The organism is Pantoea leporis (assembly GCF_028048155.1).
Taxonomy (GTDB): Bacteria; Pseudomonadota; Gammaproteobacteria; order Enterobacterales; family Enterobacteriaceae; genus Pantoea; species Pantoea leporis.
Window position 1 is genome coordinate 1,109,304 of sequence record NZ_JALMEU010000001.1, and the last position, 17,300, is coordinate 1,126,603.

General features: G+C 57.8%; 17 protein-coding genes. 6 read left to right on the plus strand and 11 right to left on the minus strand.

Going from position 1 to position 17,300, the window contains the following annotated elements; translation table 11 throughout:
- Positions 1-107 precede the first annotated feature (107 nt).
- Entirely contained in the window at positions 108-1,922 is a 1,815-nt protein-coding gene (locus tag MWH02_RS05210; protein WP_101763162.1) for a glycoside hydrolase family 15 protein, read from the plus strand.
- Positions 1,923-2,118: 196 nt separating this feature from the next.
- Positions 2,119-3,171, plus strand: a complete 1,053-nt coding sequence (locus MWH02_RS05215; RefSeq protein ID WP_101763163.1) for a L,D-transpeptidase family protein — start codon at positions 2,119-2,121, stop codon at positions 3,169-3,171.
- A gap of 83 nt (positions 3,172-3,254) precedes the next feature.
- Here MWH02_RS05215 and MWH02_RS05220 read toward each other — a convergent pair whose 3' ends face one another.
- Complete coding sequence (locus MWH02_RS05220) at positions 3,255-4,280, minus strand: transporter (protein WP_271460025.1); 1,026 nt, start codon at positions 4,278-4,280, stop codon at positions 3,255-3,257.
- A gap of 162 nt (positions 4,281-4,442) precedes the next feature.
- On the opposite strand from MWH02_RS05220, the gene MWH02_RS05225 reads away from it, so the two are divergent.
- Positions 4,443-6,053, plus strand: coding sequence for an inorganic phosphate transporter (locus MWH02_RS05225; protein WP_271460026.1), 1,611 nt, complete (start codon positions 4,443-4,445; stop codon positions 6,051-6,053).
- 44 nt (positions 6,054-6,097) lie between these two features.
- Here MWH02_RS05225 and MWH02_RS05230 read toward each other — a convergent pair whose 3' ends face one another.
- The 4 genes from MWH02_RS05230 to MWH02_RS05245 all read right to left on the minus strand — a co-directional run bounded on the left by MWH02_RS05230 (position 6,098) and on the right by MWH02_RS05245 (position 10,435).
- Positions 6,098-7,306, minus strand: a complete 1,209-nt coding sequence (locus MWH02_RS05230; RefSeq protein ID WP_101763166.1) for an MFS transporter — start codon at positions 7,304-7,306, stop codon at positions 6,098-6,100.
- A gap of 177 nt (positions 7,307-7,483) precedes the next feature.
- On the minus strand, positions 7,484-8,434 hold the full coding sequence (gene dusC, locus MWH02_RS05235; protein ID WP_271460027.1) for a tRNA dihydrouridine(16) synthase DusC: 951 nt from the start codon (positions 8,432-8,434) through the stop codon (positions 7,484-7,486).
- A gap of 4 nt (positions 8,435-8,438) precedes the next feature.
- Positions 8,439-9,827, minus strand: coding sequence for an ATP-dependent RNA helicase RhlE (rhlE, locus tag MWH02_RS05240; RefSeq protein ID WP_008102680.1), 1,389 nt, complete (start codon positions 9,825-9,827; stop codon positions 8,439-8,441).
- A 215-nt stretch (positions 9,828-10,042) separates the two neighbouring features.
- Positions 10,043-10,435: a YbhQ family protein gene (locus MWH02_RS05245; protein ID WP_101763168.1), complete on the minus strand. Its 393-nt coding sequence runs from the start codon at positions 10,433-10,435 to the stop codon at positions 10,043-10,045.
- A 177-nt stretch (positions 10,436-10,612) separates the two neighbouring features.
- On the opposite strand from MWH02_RS05245, the gene MWH02_RS05250 reads away from it, so the two are divergent.
- From MWH02_RS05250 to MWH02_RS05260, 3 genes are read left to right on the plus strand one after another with little or no spacing between them, the layout of a single operon-like run.
- Positions 10,613-11,374: an endonuclease/exonuclease/phosphatase family protein gene (locus MWH02_RS05250; protein WP_101763169.1), complete on the plus strand. Its 762-nt coding sequence runs from the start codon at positions 10,613-10,615 to the stop codon at positions 11,372-11,374.
- Entirely contained in the window at positions 11,371-12,615 is a 1,245-nt protein-coding gene (clsB, locus tag MWH02_RS05255; protein ID WP_137385413.1) for a cardiolipin synthase ClsB, read from the plus strand. Before MWH02_RS05250 ends, clsB begins: the two co-directional genes overlap by 4 nt.
- A complete protein-coding gene (locus MWH02_RS05260) occupies positions 12,615-13,589 on the plus strand; it encodes a lysylphosphatidylglycerol synthase domain-containing protein (RefSeq protein ID WP_101763171.1) in 975 nt (324 codons plus the stop codon). Before clsB ends, MWH02_RS05260 begins: the two co-directional genes overlap by 1 nt.
- Before the next feature lie 57 nt (positions 13,590-13,646).
- Here the strand turns inward: MWH02_RS05260 and MWH02_RS05265 are convergent, their stop codons facing one another.
- The 6 genes from MWH02_RS05265 to moaB form a co-directional block, all read right to left on the minus strand.
- Positions 13,647-14,354, minus strand: coding sequence for a Bax inhibitor-1/YccA family protein (locus tag MWH02_RS05265; RefSeq protein ID WP_101763172.1), 708 nt, complete (start codon positions 14,352-14,354; stop codon positions 13,647-13,649).
- A 63-nt stretch (positions 14,355-14,417) separates the two neighbouring features.
- Positions 14,418-15,512 (minus strand): DUF1615 domain-containing protein, encoded by a 1,095-nt coding sequence (locus MWH02_RS05270; protein ID WP_271460028.1) that lies wholly within the window; start codon positions 15,510-15,512, stop codon positions 14,418-14,420.
- An 80-nt stretch (positions 15,513-15,592) separates the two neighbouring features.
- A complete protein-coding gene (gene moaE, locus MWH02_RS05275; RefSeq protein ID WP_271460179.1) occupies positions 15,593-16,045 on the minus strand; it encodes a molybdopterin synthase catalytic subunit MoaE in 453 nt (150 codons plus the stop codon).
- A 2-nt stretch (positions 16,046-16,047) separates the two neighbouring features.
- A complete protein-coding gene (gene moaD, locus MWH02_RS05280; protein WP_271460029.1) occupies positions 16,048-16,293 on the minus strand; it encodes a molybdopterin synthase sulfur carrier subunit in 246 nt (81 codons plus the stop codon).
- The gene (gene moaC, locus MWH02_RS05285; protein WP_271460030.1) at positions 16,286-16,771 is read right to left on the minus strand and encodes a cyclic pyranopterin monophosphate synthase MoaC; all 486 of its coding nucleotides are present in this window, start codon (positions 16,769-16,771) and stop codon (positions 16,286-16,288) included. The genes moaD and moaC overlap by 8 nt, the downstream gene beginning before the upstream one ends.
- Positions 16,772-16,773: 2 nt before the next feature.
- Positions 16,774-17,289: a molybdenum cofactor biosynthesis protein B gene (gene moaB / locus MWH02_RS05290; protein ID WP_101763177.1), complete on the minus strand. Its 516-nt coding sequence runs from the start codon at positions 17,287-17,289 to the stop codon at positions 16,774-16,776.
- Positions 17,290-17,300 lie beyond the last annotated feature (11 nt).

A 17,300-nucleotide genomic window follows, 5' to 3' on the forward strand; every position in this document is an offset into this window, starting at 1 on the left:
TGATTGAGGGTGTCTTTACAGTATAGAAGTTATCCTTCTGTGCCTCGGGGCCGCCGAATCTGCCGTTTCGTCTATAGTTAACAATTACCTACGGCAAAGGGGGCACGATGAGCGAGATTAAACGCAGAATAGACGACCATGGCGTGATTGGTGATTTACGCACCTGCGCACTGATTGCTAACGATGGCACCATCGATTATCTCTGCTGGCCGGCGCTCGATAGCCCATCGGTTTTCGCCGCGCTACTGGACAGCGATGAGGCCGGCCTGTTCTCCCTCGCGCCGGACTGGAAAAATGCCCGCCAGCAACAGCTCTATTTACCGGATACCAATATTCTGCAAACCCGCTGGCTGGATGACGCCGGCGTGGCAGAGATCACCGATTACATGCCGATCTGCGATGAGCAGAGCAAAGTGCCGCGTATCGTGCGCCGCGTAAAGATGGTACGCGGCACCGCCACCTTTCATCTGCTGTGTGCGCCACGTCACGACTACGCGCGCGCCGAAACCACCACCGAACTGCGGCCCGGCGGTATCGCCTTCCTTGCGTCGGGACAACCGGCGTTGCGCCTCAGCGCTTCGGTGGTGATGACGCGCGAGAATCACAGCGCGGTGGCGGAATTCACTCTGAAAGCCGGGGAAACCGCTGAATTTGTCTTTGGTAACGATGACGATCCTAACGTGGCCACCATCGCCACCGAGCACTGTTTCCACGACACGCTGGAGTACTGGCGACGCTGGAGCAGCCACAGTTCCTATCGCGGCCGCTGGCAGGAGATGGTGACGCGTTCGGCGCTGGCGCTGAAGTTACTCACTTCGCATCAGCACGGTTCCATCGCCGCCGCCGCTACTTTCGGCTTACCCGAAGAGTTGGGCGGCGAGCGCAACTGGGATTATCGCGCCTCGTGGATCCGCGATGCCTCATTCAGCATGTACGCGCTGATGCGCCTCGGCTACACCGAAGAAGCGCGCGACTTTACCAAATGGGTCGGCCGCTGCGTCGAGCACAGCCACGACGACACGCCGCACCTGCAAGTGATGTATCGCCTCGACAGCGGCACCGAGCTACACGAAACCGAGCTGCTCAATCTTTCCGGCTACGCCAATTCACGTCCGGTGCGCATCGGCAATGATGCCTGGCGCCAGACGCAGCTCGATATTTACGGCGAACTGATGGATGCCATTTATCTCGCCAACAAATATGGCGAAGCGATTTCGCATCGCGGCTGGAAGTACGTCTCCGATATGATCGATTACGTCTGCGTGAACTGGAATCAGCCCGATGCCGGAATCTGGGAGATGCGCGGCGAGCCGGAACATTTCCTGCATTCACGCCTGATGTGTTGGGTCGCGCTCGATCGCGCACTGCGCCTTGGCCTGAAACGTTCGCTGCCGATGCCGTACGACCGCTGGGATAAGGTGCGCAGCGAGATCCGCGACGATATCTGGCAGAACTTCTGGAACCCGGAGCTGGGCCATTTCACCGCGACGCGCGGCGGCAATTTCCTGGATGCTTCGATGCTGCTGATGCCGCTGGTGCGCTTTGTCAGCTCCACCGATCCCGACTGGATTTCGACGCTGGACGCAATTAAAACGCATCTGGTGAGCGACGGTTTAGTCCGACGCTATAACATTCACGAGACGCCTGCCGATGCTTTAACCGGCGGAGAAGGATCTTTCGGTGCCTGCTCATTCTGGTATGTGGAGTGTCTGGCGCGAGCGGGTCGCGTACATGAGGCGCATTTTGAGTTTGAAAAGCTGCTGAGTTACGCCAATCCGCTTGGTTTGTACGCCGAAGAGTTCACCTCACACGGCGAAGCGTTGGGTAACATGCCGCAGGCGTTGACGCATCTGGCGTTAATCAGTGCCGCTTTTTTCCTCAATCGTAAATTGAGTAATGAAGTGACGCTGTGGCAGCCGTAAAAATTCACATTTTGGGCTGCGGATCGAAGGGATTTGTCGGGTAAAGACAAGGAATTGCGTAAAGTATGTGCAGCCAGTAAAAATCCTGATTTCCATCAATGCGCCAATGCACATATAATGCGCAGCGGGTCATACTGACCACGATGGATTCGACACACTGACAAGCCTGAAACATGGCCATAACGACTTGAAAAACATGAAAATGAGCATTCGCGCGTTCGCTTCACTCGCCCTCGCACTGGCGGCGTTCAGCCAGTCGGCATTTGCAGTAGTCTATCCGCTGCCGCCGGCTAACAGCCGTCTGATCGGCGAAAACATTGAAATCACTGTCCCTGATGACAGCAAACTTCCGCTGGAAGCCTTTGCTGCACAGTATCAGATGGGCCTCAGCAATATGCTGGAAGCCAATCCGGGCGTTGACGTTTATCTGCCAAAAGCTGGCACTAAAATGATCATCCCACAGCAGCTGATTCTGCCTGACGCGCCGCGTGAAGGCATCGTGATCAACAGCGCTGAGATGCGTCTTTACTACTACCCGAAAGGCACCAAGACCGTGGTCGTGCTGCCAATCGGTATCGGCGAGCTGGGTAAAGATACGCCGGTCAACTGGACGACCAAGGTTGAGCGTAAGAAAGATGGCCCAACCTGGACGCCAACCAAAGCGATGCACGCAGAATATGCGGCACGCGGCGAGAGCATTCCTGCGGTGTTCCCGGCGGGTCCGGATAACCCGATGGGCCTGCACGCGCTCTATATCGGCCGCCTGTATGCGATTCACGGCACCAACGCCAACTTCGGTATCGGCCTGCGCGTAAGCCACGGCTGTGTGCGTCTGCGTGCTGACGACATCAAATGGCTGTTCGACAACGTGCCGGTTGGTACGCGCGTACAGTTCATCGATCAGCCGGTGAAAGCCACCGTTGAGCCAGATGGTTCGCGCTACGTGGAAGTACACAATCCGCTGTCGACCACCGAAGAGCAGTTCAATTCACGCGAAGTGGTGCCGATCAACCTGACTTCCGCTGTGACCAAAGTGATTGCCGATGCCAGCACCAACCAGGATGCGGTCAACAACGCTATCCAGGCACGTAACGGTATGCCGATCAAAATCAACGGTCCAGCTGGCGAAGTGCAGCCAGCACCGGTGCCGGTTCAGGAGTCTTCTGACGCATTGCCGAAAGAAGAGCCAATGACACCGCAAGGTATCAACGGCGCAGCGCCAGCAGCGCAGCCGGCCACCAGCCTGTAATCGCGCGTTAAGACGCGCAACAAATTGCGCCGCTACAGATACATGCACCTACCGTAGCGGCGCGATTCATCGCGCAACGTCAATCAATCACGCGGTCGTCGAAACGCCAGCCAACCCGCCACCAGGGTAAACGCCAGCACTACCAACACCAGCAGCAAAAAGCCGTGCGGATTATTCGCCAGCGGAATCCCGCCGACGTTCATGCCAAAAAATCCCGCCACGATATTGATCGGCAGCGCCAGCACGGTGATCACCGTCAGCAAAAACAGCGTGCGGTTGCTCTGCTCCATCAGTCGTGCGGCAATCTCTTCCTGCAGCAAACGAATCCGCTCCATCAAACTCGCCAAATCATTCAGCGCCACGCTGAACTCTTCGGTGAAAATTCGCAGCTCGCCCAGGGGTTCACGCTTTAGCCATTTGGGCGGACGATTCAGCAAGCGGAACAGCGCCGCTGGTTCCGGTGCCAGCAAACGCTGCACGCGCAGCAGCATACGACGCAGTTGTCCCAGCTCACTGCGATTGGTTTTGATCGCCGCACTCAGCAAGCGCTCTTCAATCGCATCCACCGCCTGACTGGAACGCCGCACCACTTGCTCCAGCTGCGCTTCCTGCTCGCCAAGCAGCCACAGCAGCATCGCATCCGGCTCGGCGAACTTCAGTTCATTCATCTGCTGATGCATGCGTTCGATCATGCCAACCGGGCGAAAACGCGCGGTGACCACCACACGCGGGCAGCACCACATCCACAACGTGGCGTTCTGCGTGCTGCGCTCCTCTTTACTGAAGGTGACGTCATTGAGTACCGCCAGCAGCGCATCGTTTTGCTGGGCTAAACGGGTGCGCGGCGAAGCAGAATGTATCTCGTCGAAAAAATCGTGGTCTACGCCAAAGTGGTCCTGAACCCAGCGTTCAGCACGCGCGTGATTAAGGTTGATGTGCAGCCAGATAAAGGTCGACTCCGGCAGCTGCTGCTGCGATAGCTGGGCCGCTTCGCGTGCATTGAGCCGCTGTGGCAGCGACGCGGGCGTAAAAAGATAACCATGAATCAGTCCGGCGACGTCGTTATTGAAGTCCGGCAGCGAGGCGAGCGGTAGTACGGGCTGGAGCATTAGCAGGTCATTCCCGAGCGGTCAGATCCACAGCGTGCGACAGGGATGTTGCAGCAAGATGACACCGGGCGTGCGCCATCATCATTCTGTCATACAAACCACGTATCACACTGCCATTAACGGGTGCCGTTCGAGCATCGTGAGTTAACACTGAGGTGTTTTATGGCTGAAAACAGTTTACCTGCATCGACCTCCTCGTCCCACAGCGGACGCCCGAACCTTAACCGCGGCAACGGCCCTGCCTCACGCCTGATCTTCGTGCTGTTGCTGATTGCTGGCCTGCTGTATGCCGGCATCAACCTGTTTAATGACGTTGAAGAGACCGGCGCGCCGGTCACCAGCTACATACCGTTCCTGCTGCTCGGCGTGGCGCTGATCATTGCGCTCGGTTTTGAATTTGTGAACGGTTTCCACGATACCGCCAACGCCGTCGCCACGGTGATCTACACCCATTCACTGTCGCCGGGCGTGGCGGTGATGTGGTCCGGTTTCTGTAACTTTTTGGGCGTGCTGCTCTCCAGCGGCGTGGTGGCGTTCGGCATCATCTCGCTGCTGCCGGTGGAGTTAATTCTGCAAGCGGGCAGCGGCCACGGCTTTGCCATGGTCTATGCGCTGCTGTTCTCGGCGATTATCTGGAACCTCGGCACCTGGTATTTTGGTTTGCCGGCCTCCTCTTCGCATACGCTGATCGGTTCGATTATCGGCGTTGGCGTGGCGAACGCCTTGCTGCATGGCCGCAGCGGTACCAGCGGCGTGGATTGGGATCAGGCAATTAAAGTCGGTTACGCATTGCTGCTATCGCCGATTGTTGGCTTCGTCTGCGCCGCGCTGCTGCTGCTGGTGATGAAAGCCTTTATCCGCAATCGCCAGCTGTATGAAGCGCCGAAGGGCAACCAGCCGCCACCGGTGTGGATTCGCGGCTTGCTGATCCTCACCTGCACCGGCGTCTCTTTCGCGCACGGCTCGAATGACGGGCAGAAAGGCATGGGCCTAATCATGCTGATTCTGGTCGGCACCATGCCGATTGCCTACGCGTTGAACCGCTCGCTGCCGCCGGAGCAGATTCCGCGCGTCGCCGCCTTAACTCAGGTGACGGAACAGCAGCTGCTGACGCTGCAACCGGCGCCCGCCGCCATGCCCGCGCCGCGCGAGGTGCTGACCGAATTCGTGCGCACCAGCCAGACTCGTCCACAGGTGTTGCCGGCGCTCGGCATGATGCTGGGCGATATCGGCGACCAGATTCGTCGCTACGGCGCAGTGGAGAATATCCCGGCGCAGGCGGTGACCAACACGCGAAACGACATGTATCTGGCCTCCGAAACCATTAAGCATCTGCAAAGCGCCAAAGTAGCGCTGCCGGAAGAGACCGCGCGCAACCTGGCGGCGGTGAAGAAAGAGCTGGATGCCGCCACGCGCTTTATCCCGATGTGGGTGAAAGTGGTGGTGGCAATAGCGCTGGGCCTCGGCACCCTGGTTGGCTGGCGTCGCATTGTGGTGACGGTGGGCGAACGCATCGGCAAAACCCATCTGACCTACGCGCAAGGTGCCAGCGCGGAGCTGGTAGCGATGGCGACCATCGGCGCGGCCGACGCGTTTGGCCTGCCGGTTTCTACTACCCATGTGCTCTCATCAGGCGTCGCCGGTACGATGGCCGCCAACCGTTCAGGTCTGCAACTTGCCACCATCCGCAATCTGGCGATGGCGTGGGTGCTGACGCTGCCGGTGTCCGTGTTACTTTCGGGACTGCTTTACGCCCTGTTTATCCACTTTTAACTGCGGTAAACAACGGCGGCGCACGGGGGTTTGCCGATGAAGCGTTATTCGCTCAGCGCTTGCGCGGCCGTCTGCCGGCCGTGTTGCTGGTGCAGACGCAGCGTGATAGCAAACGCCCCCAGCACCATCAGCGCCGCCGCCAGATAGACCGATTGCATGCCCCAATGCCCTATCAGCAAGCCCGCCACCGGACCGGTTAATCCCAGTCCTAAATCGAGAAACGCCGAATAGGTGCCGAGTGCCGAACCCTGATCCTGCTGCTGTACGCGCTTCACCGCTTCCACGCCCAGCGCCGGGAACACCAGCGAGAAACCGCCGCCGGTGAGGAACGCGCCCAAATCCACCAGCCAGATGCTGTCGGCCTGCCAAATCAGCAGCAGTCCGGCACACTCCAGCACGAATGACACCAGCGACACTTTCAGGCCACCGAAACGCGTGATGTAGCGACCAAAACCGAGGCGCACAATCACAAAGCCGAGGCTGAACAGCGTCAGCGCGAACGCCGCACCGCTCCAGTCGCGGCTGGCGAAATAGAGCGTGATAAAGGTGGAAATTACGCCGAAACCAATGGTGCCAAAGCCAAGCGCCAAACCAAACATCCACACGCGGCTGACCACGCGATGAAACGGAATGCGCACGCCGGCGGAGACGCTGACGCCCGCTTTGCGACTCGCCATCCAGAATCCGGCAACGCCCATGATCGCCACTAAACCAGCAAAGCCGCTGATGCCAAACCACTGATTCAGCAGCACGCCGAGCGGTGCACCAATCGCCATGGCGAAATAGGTGGCTACGCCGTTCCACGAGATCACCCGCGCGGTTTGCAGCGGACCGACAATGTTCATGCCCCACAGCGTCGATCCGGTGCTACTAAAGCTTTCACCTACGCCGAGGAACAATCGCCCCGCCGCCAGCAGCGCCAGGCTCAGCAGCGGCATGTCGCTGCACAGCGCGGCGATAATCGATAACACGCCGCTCATGCCGCAGAACACCAATCCCATCATCACCACGCGCTTCGGACCAAAGCGATCCGCCAGACGACCGGAGTGCGGGCGGCTTAATAGCGTAGCGAAATATTGCAGGCTGATGATTAATCCGGCGATGAACGAGCTGAATCCAAGCTGGTTATGTACGAATCCCGGCAGCACCGCGAGCGGCAAACCCACCGAAAGGTAGCAAAAGAAGGTGAAAACAATGACGGAGAGAATACGTTTATTCAACTGAGCGTTACTCAGTACAGCGGCGTCAGACATGGAAAGTGGCGTCGGGAACGGTGATGAAAATGGACAATAACTATAACCTTAGCCTGCTAAGAGATCGCGACTTTTTTAGTTATAAAGTACTAACAGATTGGAGGAAATAATGAGCACACATCCGGTCTTTCATATGGCGCAATAAATCGCGCTGCTACGAAATGTGCGTATTGGTGATTATGCGATGATACGTGTTGCATGTCGGTCAATTGCATCAGCAATATCGGCGGAAACGCGCAAGGTGCGCACTTCGCTGAACAAGCCGTCGGCTTGGTGATACGCCTTGCGCAGGTAGCCAAGCCACTGCTTGATGCGCGCCACGTGATACATGCCGGTATCGCCCTGCTTTTCCAGCTGAGTGTACTTCAGCAACAAGGCAACCACGTCGGGCCACGCCATCGGCGCTTCGTTGTACTTCACCACGCGCGCCAGATTCGGCACGTTGAGCGCACCGCGCCCTATCATCACCGCATCGCAGCCGGTAATGCGCATGCAATCCTGCGCGTCCTGCCAGTTCCAGATCTCACCGTTGGCGATCACCGGAATGCGCAGACGCTGGCGGATTTCGCCAATCGCCTGCCAGTTAATGCTGTCGGCGCGATAACCGTCTTCTTTAGTACGACCGTGCACCACCAGCTCGCTGGCACCGGCTTGCTGCACCGCATCGGCGATCTCAAAACGACGATCGCCAGAATCCCAGCCCAACCGCACTTTCACCGTCACCGGCAGATGATCCGGCACCGCTTCACGCATCGCTTTCGCGCCGCGATAGATCAGTTCGGGATCTTTCAGCAAGGTGGCACCGCCGCCGCTGCCGTTGACCAGCTTTGACGGACAGCCGCAGTTGAGATCAACGCCCCAGGAACCGAGTTCTACCGCGCGCGCGGCGTTCTCGGCCAGCCACTCGGGGTATTGCCCGAGCAGCTGCATGCGAACGCGCGTGCCTGACGGCGTGCGGCTGTGATTATGCAGCTCAGGACACAAACGATAGAAGGATTTTACCGGCAGCAGCTGATCGACCACGCGCAAAAACTCGGTCACGCACAAGTCATAATCATTCACCCCGGAGAGCAGCTCACGCACCAGCGAATCAAGCACGCCCTCCATCGGCGCCAGCAACACCCTCATGACGTTAGGCGTTCCCGGTTTTCTTCGGCGCCGGACGACGACGACCGCTGTTAGCGGCTGGCGCAGCCTGGCTTGCGCCCTGCGCTGGACGACGCGCGGAACGCGCTTCACCCTGCGGACGTGGCGCATTGCCGCTGTGCGGGCGAGAAACGTTGCCGCCCTGACCGCGACCCTGGCCTTGACCACGTCCACCTTGACCGCGACCGCCGCCCTGCTGCTGACGACCGTTCTGGATTGGCTCGGCTTTGATGCTGGGATCGACTTCGAAACCAGGCAGCTCGATGCGCGGGATTTCACGCTTCAGCAGACGCTCAATGTCACGCAGCAGTTTGTGTTCATCAACACACACCAGCGACAGTGCCGCGCCGGTAGCAGCCGCACGGCCGGTACGACCGATACGGTGCACGTAATCTTCCGCCACGTTTGGCAGCTCGTAGTTCACTACGTGTGGCAGCTCTTCGATATCCAGACCACGCGCCGCGATGTCGGTCGCGACCAGCACGCGAATGCCGCCGGATTTGAAGTCAGCCAATGCACGGGTACGCGCGCCCTGGCTCTTGTTGCCGTGGATCGCGGCGGCGGTGATGCCATCTTTGTTCAGCTGCTCAGCCAGATGATTGGCGCCGTGTTTGGTACGGGTGAATACCAGCACTTGCTGCCAGTTATCACGACCAATCATCAGCGACAGCAGTTCCCGCTTGCGCTTCTTATCCACGAAATGCACTTGCTGTGAAACTTGCTCAGAGGCGGTGTTACGACGCGCAACTTCAACCTGTTCTGGGTTGGTCAGCAGTTTTTCCGCCAGCGTTTTGATCTCGTCAGAGAAGGTGGCAGAGAACAGCAGGTTCTGACGCTTAGCAGGCAGACGCGCCAGCACGCGACGGATGTCGTGGATGAAGCCCATATCGAGCATACGATCCGCTTCATCCAGCACGAGGATTTCAACCTGTGACAGATCAACCGCGTTCTGGTGCGCCAGATCGAGCAGACGGCCCGGTGTCGCCACCAGCACGTCAACGCCGCCGCGCAGTTTCATCATCTGCGGGTTGATGCTCACGCCGCCAAATACCACCAGCGAACGGATATCGAGATATTGGCTGTACTCACGCACGTTCTCGCCAACCTGAGCCGCCAGTTCGCGGGTCGGGGTCAGGATCAACGCACGCACCGGACGGCGGCCACGCGCCGTGGACGGTTTTGCAGTCAGACGCTGCAGCAACGGCAGCGTAAAGCCGGCGGTTTTACCGGTGCCGGTTTGGGCGCTCGCCAGCAGGTCACGACCAGCCAGCACCACAGGAATGGCCTGACGCTGAATCGGCGTCGGCTCTTGGTAGCCTTGTTCTGCTACCGCACGCAAAATATCGGCACTTAAGCCGAGAGAGTCAAATGACATGCAGGTGTATTACTCCGAACCGTCCTGACCGCCGTAGGCGATGTAGTTTTCAGGAGGGATATGACGCAAGCGCGGGGCTCACGTGTGAAAAGGGCACAAACTACCATGCGTAAGGGCGCGAGTTTAGCAGCTTTCCGCGCAGACAGCATCCATAAAAAAAGGAGCCGCATTGGGCTCCTTTTTGTCAGGTCCGCAGGGTTGCGGTCCCTAATCGATCAACTGCGCTTCTTCTCGATGCGCTGAACCGGCTCTTTCGCCAGCAGTGAAACCAGCGCCGGTCCCACCAACATCACCACGCCGAGGAGACCAATCAGCAGGTTGTTGTGGATAAAGCGGGAGATCAGGAACAGCGTTAACATCGCTGCACCAAAGTAGTAAGTGGTGGTCACCTCTTCAAGGGAATCACCCATTCTACGTAAACGGGCACTACGCTGCATGACCAGCATGGTAATGAATACCACCGCATAAGCTGCCACCAGGGTACTGCTCACTTCAACCAGCGCCCTATGTTTCCAGCCCCAAACCAGTGCGGCAATCACCAGCAGGTGCATTGCAATGTGCAAACAAGTTTGTCCGGTAACAATCTGAACACGATTAGACCATTTCATTCTCTTCTCCTGGCAGACCCAACAGGTCGCCCAAGTGTATCTGGCTGGAGGCCAGACGAACGTCCTCAATGTAAAGCAAATTTCGGATTACGCCCTAATTTTCTGCCCTTAACACCATCCATTTGTGACAAAGACTACACTTTGTGCTGTTGATGATGAAAAGGAGCGCGTCGAAGTATGCCACAAAATACGCAAGGATTTTCATTTAAAGTCCTGACGATCAATACCCACAAGGGTTTTACCAGCTTTAATCGCCGCTTTATCCTGCCGGAATTGCGTGACGCTGTTCGCGCCACGTCGGCGGATATCGTCTTCCTGCAAGAGGTAATGGGTACCCACGCCATCCATTCGCTGCACATTGAAAACTGGCCGGAAACCTCCCATTACGAATTTCTGGCCGATACCATGTGGAACGATTTTGCCTATGGCCGTAACGCGGTTTATCCCGAGGGACATCATGGGAACGCGATATTGTCACGCTTTCCCATCGTTGAATATGAAAACCGCGATATTTCCGTCGCCGGAAGTGAAAAACGCGGCATGTTGCACTGCCAAATCCGCCTGCCGGATCGGGCGGAACCGCTGCATGTGTTCTGCGTACATCTCGGTCTGAAGGAGAAACATCGCCAGGCGCAGATGAAGATGATGTGCGACTTTATCGATACGCTGCCGCCCGATGCGCCTTTGGTGGTGGCCGGTGATTTTAATGACTGGCAGGTCAGCGCCAATCGCTTTCTCAAACGCGCGGTGGGCTTAGAGGAAGTGTTCAGCATCAAAACCGGCCGCCCTGCCCGCACCTTCCCGGCGCGTTTTCCGCTGTTACGACTAGATCGTATCTACATCCGCAACGCTACGGTGAGTAAGCCGTGGGCGCTGCCGGTTAAACCCTGGTCTCACCTGTCCGATCATGCGCCGTTAGCGGTGGAGATTTTCCTATGAGTTTCAATTGGCGCGACGGTAATCAGCTCCGTCTGTTAGAAAATGGTGACCAGTTTTTCCCGCGCGTATCAGGCGCGATCCAACGCGCCGAGCGCACGCTACTGCTGGAAACCTTCATCCTGTTTGAGGACGAAGTCGGCAACGATCTGCACGAACAGCTGCTCAAGGCGGCGCAGCGCGGGGTCAAAGTCGAGGTGATGGTCGATGGCTACGGCTCGCCAGACCTCTCCGACCGATTTGTGGATAGCCTGACGGCCGCGGGCGTGCGCTTTATCTATTACGATCCGCGTCCGCTAGTGCTCGGCATGCGCACCAATGTGTTTCGTCGCCTGCACCGCAAGATTGTGGTGATCGATGAACAGATCGCCTTTGTCGGCGGCATCAACTTCTCCGCTGAACATAACATCGATTTCGGTGCAGAGGCCAAACAGGATTATGCCGTGGAGGTGAAAGGCCCGGTGGTGCTGGATATTGCCCAATACGTGCAGCAACAAATGGGCAGCGAACAGCACACGCGGCGCTGGTGGGGTGCGCGTTCCCATCGCCCGGCGGTCAACGCCATGCCCGGTGAAGCGCAGGTGTTGTTTGTCTACCGCGATAACGACGAACACCGCGACGACATCGAACAGCACTATCTCGCCATGCTGCGCAAGGCCCAGAAGGATGTGATTATTGCCAACGCCTACTTCTTTCCCGGCTATCGTCTGCTGCGCGAAATGCGCAGCGCGGCACAGCGCGGCGTGCGCGTCAGGCTGATTGTGCAGGGCGAGCCCGATATGCCGATCGTCAAAGTCGGTGCCGAGTTGCTGTACAACTATCTGGTCGATGGCGGTGTGGAAGTGTATGAATATTGCCGCCGCCCGCTGCACGGCAAAATTGCGGTGCAGGATCAGCAGTGGTCCACCGTCGGCTCCAGCAACCTCGATCCGCTGAGTTTATCTCTCAATCTGGAAGCCAATTTGATGGTGCACGATCGCGCTTTCAACCAGACGCTGCGCGACAATCTGGAACTGCTGATTCAGCAGGACTGCGTGCGCGTGGAGGATGACAAGCTGCCGCCGCGCAACTGGTGGCAGCTCACCAAGGGCGTAATTGTGTTCCACTTTTTACGTCACTTCCCGGCTATTGCCGGATGGTTGCCTGCGCACACGCCACACTTGTCGCAAGTTGCTCCCCCCGTACAACCCGAAATGGAAACTCAGGATCGGGTTGAAGCCGATAATTCAGGAGCAAAATCCTAATGTCGAAAAAGAATCCGCGCTGGCAACTGGCGAAGAAAATCCTCACCTGGCTGTTTTTTATTGCGGTGATTGTGCTGCTGGTGGTGTATGCGCGCAAGGTGAACTGGGAAGACGTCTATACGGTGATCGTCGGCTATAACCGCTATGTGGTGCTAAGCGCTGCTGCACTGGTGGTGGTGAGTTATCTGACCTATGGCTTGTACGACCTGATTGGACGAGCCTACTGCGGCCATAAGCTGGCGAAGCGCCAGGTGATGCTGGTGTCGTTTATCTGTTATGCCTTCAACCTGACGCTCAGCACCTGGGTTGGCGGCGTGGCGATGCGCTATCGGCTCTACTCACGACTGGGTTTGCCGGGCAACACCATTACGCGCATTTTCTCGCTGAGCATCGCCACCAACTGGCTCGGCTATATTCTGCTGGCCGGCGTGGTGTTTGCGGCGGGCATGGTGCCGATTCCCTCCGGTTGGTTCATTGGTGAAACCACGCTGCGCATCATTGGCGCGGTGCTGCTGGTGATGGTGGCGGTCTATTTGTGGGCTTGCGCCTTCGCGAAGAAGCGCCGCTGGACGGTTAAAGGCCAGCATCTGCAGTTGCCTTCGCTGCGCATGGCGCTGTTCCAGTTTGCGGTCTCCTGCGCCAACTGGATGGTGATGGGCATGATTATCTGGCTGCTGCTGGCGCGTCAGGTGGATTATCCGATTGTGTTAGGCGTGTTGCTGATCAGCAGTATCGCCGGTGTGATCATTCACATCCCGGCCGGGATTGGCGTGCTGGAAGCGGTATTTTTGGCGCTGCTCAGTGGGCAACACGCCTCGCACGGCACCATTATTGCAGCGCTGCTGGCTTACCGCGTGCTCTATTTTATTCTGCCGCTGTTGGTGGCGCTGGTGCTCTATTTGTGGCTGGAGAGCCGCGCGAAGCATTTACGGCAGAAGAATGAGCAGAAGATGGAGAAATCGGTATCGCGGTGAGTTTGTGCGGAGTTCCCCTCTCCCGCAGGCGGGAAAGGGGACAGTCTGGTGCGGGGTTTAGCGGCGGTTGCCGAAGATGCGCAGCAGCATCAGGAACAGGTTGATGAAGTCGAGATACAGCGTTAACGCACCCATGATTGAGGCGCGACGCAGGTTCTCTTTGTCATTGACGTTGATATTCTCGCCAATCGCCTTCAGCCTCTGCGTGTCATAGGCGGTTAAGCCAACAAACACCACCACGCCGATATAGGTAATAGCCCACATCAGCGCCGGGCTTTTCAGCCAGAAGTTCACCAGTGACGCCAGCAAAATACCGATCAGCGCCATAAACAGCAGGCTGCCAAAACGGCTCAGGTCGCGCTTAGTGGTGTAACCGTAGAAGCTCATGGCACCGAACATCCCGGCCGTCACGAAGAAGGTGCTGGCGATGGATGAGTAGGTGTAAACGAGGAAAATACTCGCCATGGTTAATCCGGTTAGCGCCGAATAGAGCATAAACAGTGCGGTGGCGACCGCGCCGCTCAGGCGATGCACCATGCCAGACAACACAAACACCAGCGCTAACTGCGCGATGATCAAGCCAAAGAAAGTGATGCGGTTAGCAAACACCAGTTCCATTACTGCAGGTGTGCGGGCAGCAAACCACGAAACAAACGCGGTGAGCAGCAAGCCGCAGGTCATCCAGCCATACACCTGCGCCATGTAGGTCTGCAGCGAGGTGGATGCCTGCTGCACAATTGAATCATTACGTGGATATCGATCCATGAAGCGCCTCATTAGCGGTTACGTTAACAAACTCTGTAAGTGTGGAGTGTACACCCGTTTGCGTCAACGGCGCGTCAAGCACTGTTGATAGCGGCCATTTACGCGCTGAGCAAACCACGCGGTAGTGAGATTGCGGGTGATTTTCGGGCTCTCCAGCTTGATGCCCGGCAGCATTTCGCGCGGCAGACGTTTTCCGGCCATCTTATCGGCGAGGATAAAGGTCTGCTTCCACAACGTGCTTTTGGCAAAATCTTCAGTGTCGCCCTTCTCCAGATCGCGGCGGATTTCACGATTGCTCATATCCAGCTGCTTGCTCAGGCTGCGCACCGCCAGTTCGGTGGAACCGGCCTGATCGCTGCCATAGGCGATGAGGTCGCCGTCCAGTGCCAGCTTGATGCCGCTGGCGCGCGCGATGGCCGCCTGAAATGCGGCGTTGCGGCTGGCGTACCAACCGGCGTTGAAGTCGGCGAAGCGATACAGCGGCTGGCTGTAATCGGCCGGGTAGCCAAGCAGATGCAGCGTGCCGAAGTAGATACCACCGCGACGAGTGAAGACTTCACGACGAATCGAGCCGTCAACCGCATACGGATAGCCTTTGGCGTGCGCTTCCGCAAACGCAATGCTGACCTGCATCGGCCCGCCGGTATGAATTGGGTTGAGGTTGCCAAACAGCTTTTGCCCCATCGGCACCATATCGATGAAATCATCAAAAATGGCGCTCAGCTCTTTCTCGCTGCGCACCTTATCCAGACGTGCGGCATAGCTTTCGCCATTCGGTGATTTGATCAGCAGTGCGGTGCGCACCAGAAATGCCGGCACATGCACTTTGGCGGCGCGGCGATCAATCTCGCCCCAGGCGATTTTCGGTAAGCCCGGCACCACCGCATCGGCGCTGAAGTTAGACTCCTGATCGGTAACGGCAATCACCGCGCAGAGGTTGCTGACGCTGGCATCAATTTGCTGCACGCGGAACGCGGTATAGATATCGTCGGCCCAGGCGGATTTCTGTTTAACGTCGCTGGGCAACAACTGCTGGATTTGGCTTTTTACATCGGCGGGCTGACGCGCGGGCGCCTGCGGCTCTTTTTTCGTGCTACAACCGGCCAGCACCAGCGCAGCCAGCAAAGCTGCGCCTTTCATCATCTTGCTCGTGTTCATCCTGCTCCCTGACGCCAACAAAAACCGTACCTTAACGTTTTCAGTGGCCTGCCGCTATCGGAGCCGGAGGATTTTGCGCGCTAGCTCCAGCGCTCAGCGGCCTGATGATCGCTATCTCGGGCATCAACCCAGCGATCGCCTGCGGCGGTGGCTTCACGCTTCCAGAACGGCGCGCGGGTTTTCAGGTAATCCATGATGAATTCGGTGGCGGCGAATGCGCTGCCGCGATGCGCGCTGCTGACGCCAACAAACACGATCTCATCGCCAGGAAACAGTTCGCCAACGCGATGGATCACCGTGACCTGCTGCAGCGCCCAGCGCTGACGCGCGTCTTCCACGATCTCCTCCAGCGCTTTTTCCGTCATGCCGGGATAGTGCTCCAGCGTCAAGGCCGCCACGCTGGCACCGAGATTGTGATTGCGCACTTTGCCGGTGAAGGTGACGACCGCGCCATCGCTGTCATGGGTGGCGAGTTTTTCGTACTCTTCGCCGACGTTGAACGGCTCTGAACCCACACGAATCCGCGTTTCCATCATCAGCCTCCCGTGACCGGCGGGAAAAAGGCCACTTCATCACCCGCACGCAGCGGATGACTCATCGGCACCAGCGTTTGATTTACCGCCGCCAGCAGCTTGCCGGATTCCAGCGCCAGCGCCCAGCGATCGCCCTTCTCTGCTAACGCCGCGCGCAGCGTGGCGACATCGGCGTAGTCAAGCTGCAAATCCAGTGAAGCGGTGCCGGTTAATTCCCGCACTTGAGCAAAAAACAGCACCTTAATCATGGCTCACCGCCTTGAAGTCGCCGGATTTGCCGCCGCTTTTAGTCAGCAAACGCAGCTGGTCGATGACGATGTCTTTTTGCACCGCTTTGCACATGTCATAGATGGTGAGCGCTGCAACGGACGCCGCCGTCAACGCTTCCATCTCAACGCCGGTTTTGCCGGTGAGACGACAGAGTGAGGTGACGCGCACGCGATTATGCTGCGGTTCCGCCAGCAAGGTAACCTCCACTTTGCTCAGCATCAGCGGATGACAGAGCGGAATCAGTTCCCAGGTGCGTTTCGCCGCCTGAATACCGGCGATGCGTGCGGTGGCGAACACGTCGCCTTTGTGATGGCTGCCTTCAATAATCATCTGCAGCGTTTCGGCGCTCATCAGCACCAGTGCTTCGGCCTGCGCTTCGCGCACCGTTTCGGTTTTGCCAGAGACATCTACCATGTGGGCTTCGCCAGCGGCATTGATATGAGTTAACGATGACATGCTTACAACTTCTTCAAATGTGAGACGAAATTACACGGACGCGTACGCGCATCCAGCTGATCTTCGATAATGCGTTCCCAGGCGCTGCGGCAGGCGTTGGTTGATCCCGGCACGGCAAAAATCAGCGTCTGATTGGCTAATCCAGCCACCGCGCGCGACTGCAGCGTCGAGCTGCCGATCTCTTCATAGGAGATCATGCGGAACAGCTCGCCAAAGCCTTCGATTTCGCGGTCCAGCAGCGGCAGCAACGCTTCTGGCGTGCTGTTTTTGCTATTGAAACCGGTGCCGCCGTTAACGATCACCACTTGCACATCGTCGCTGGCAATCCAGCGCGATACCGTGGCGCGAATGCGATAGCGGTTATCTGGCACAATCGCGCGATCAACCACCTGATGCCCGGCTTCCGCCAGCGCTTCACGCAGATAATCGCCCGATGTGTCATTGCTGGCATCGCGGCTATCCGAGACGGTCATCACCGCCACATTTAAGGCGACAAATTCGCCGGAAGGTTTACCCATGGCCGTAACTC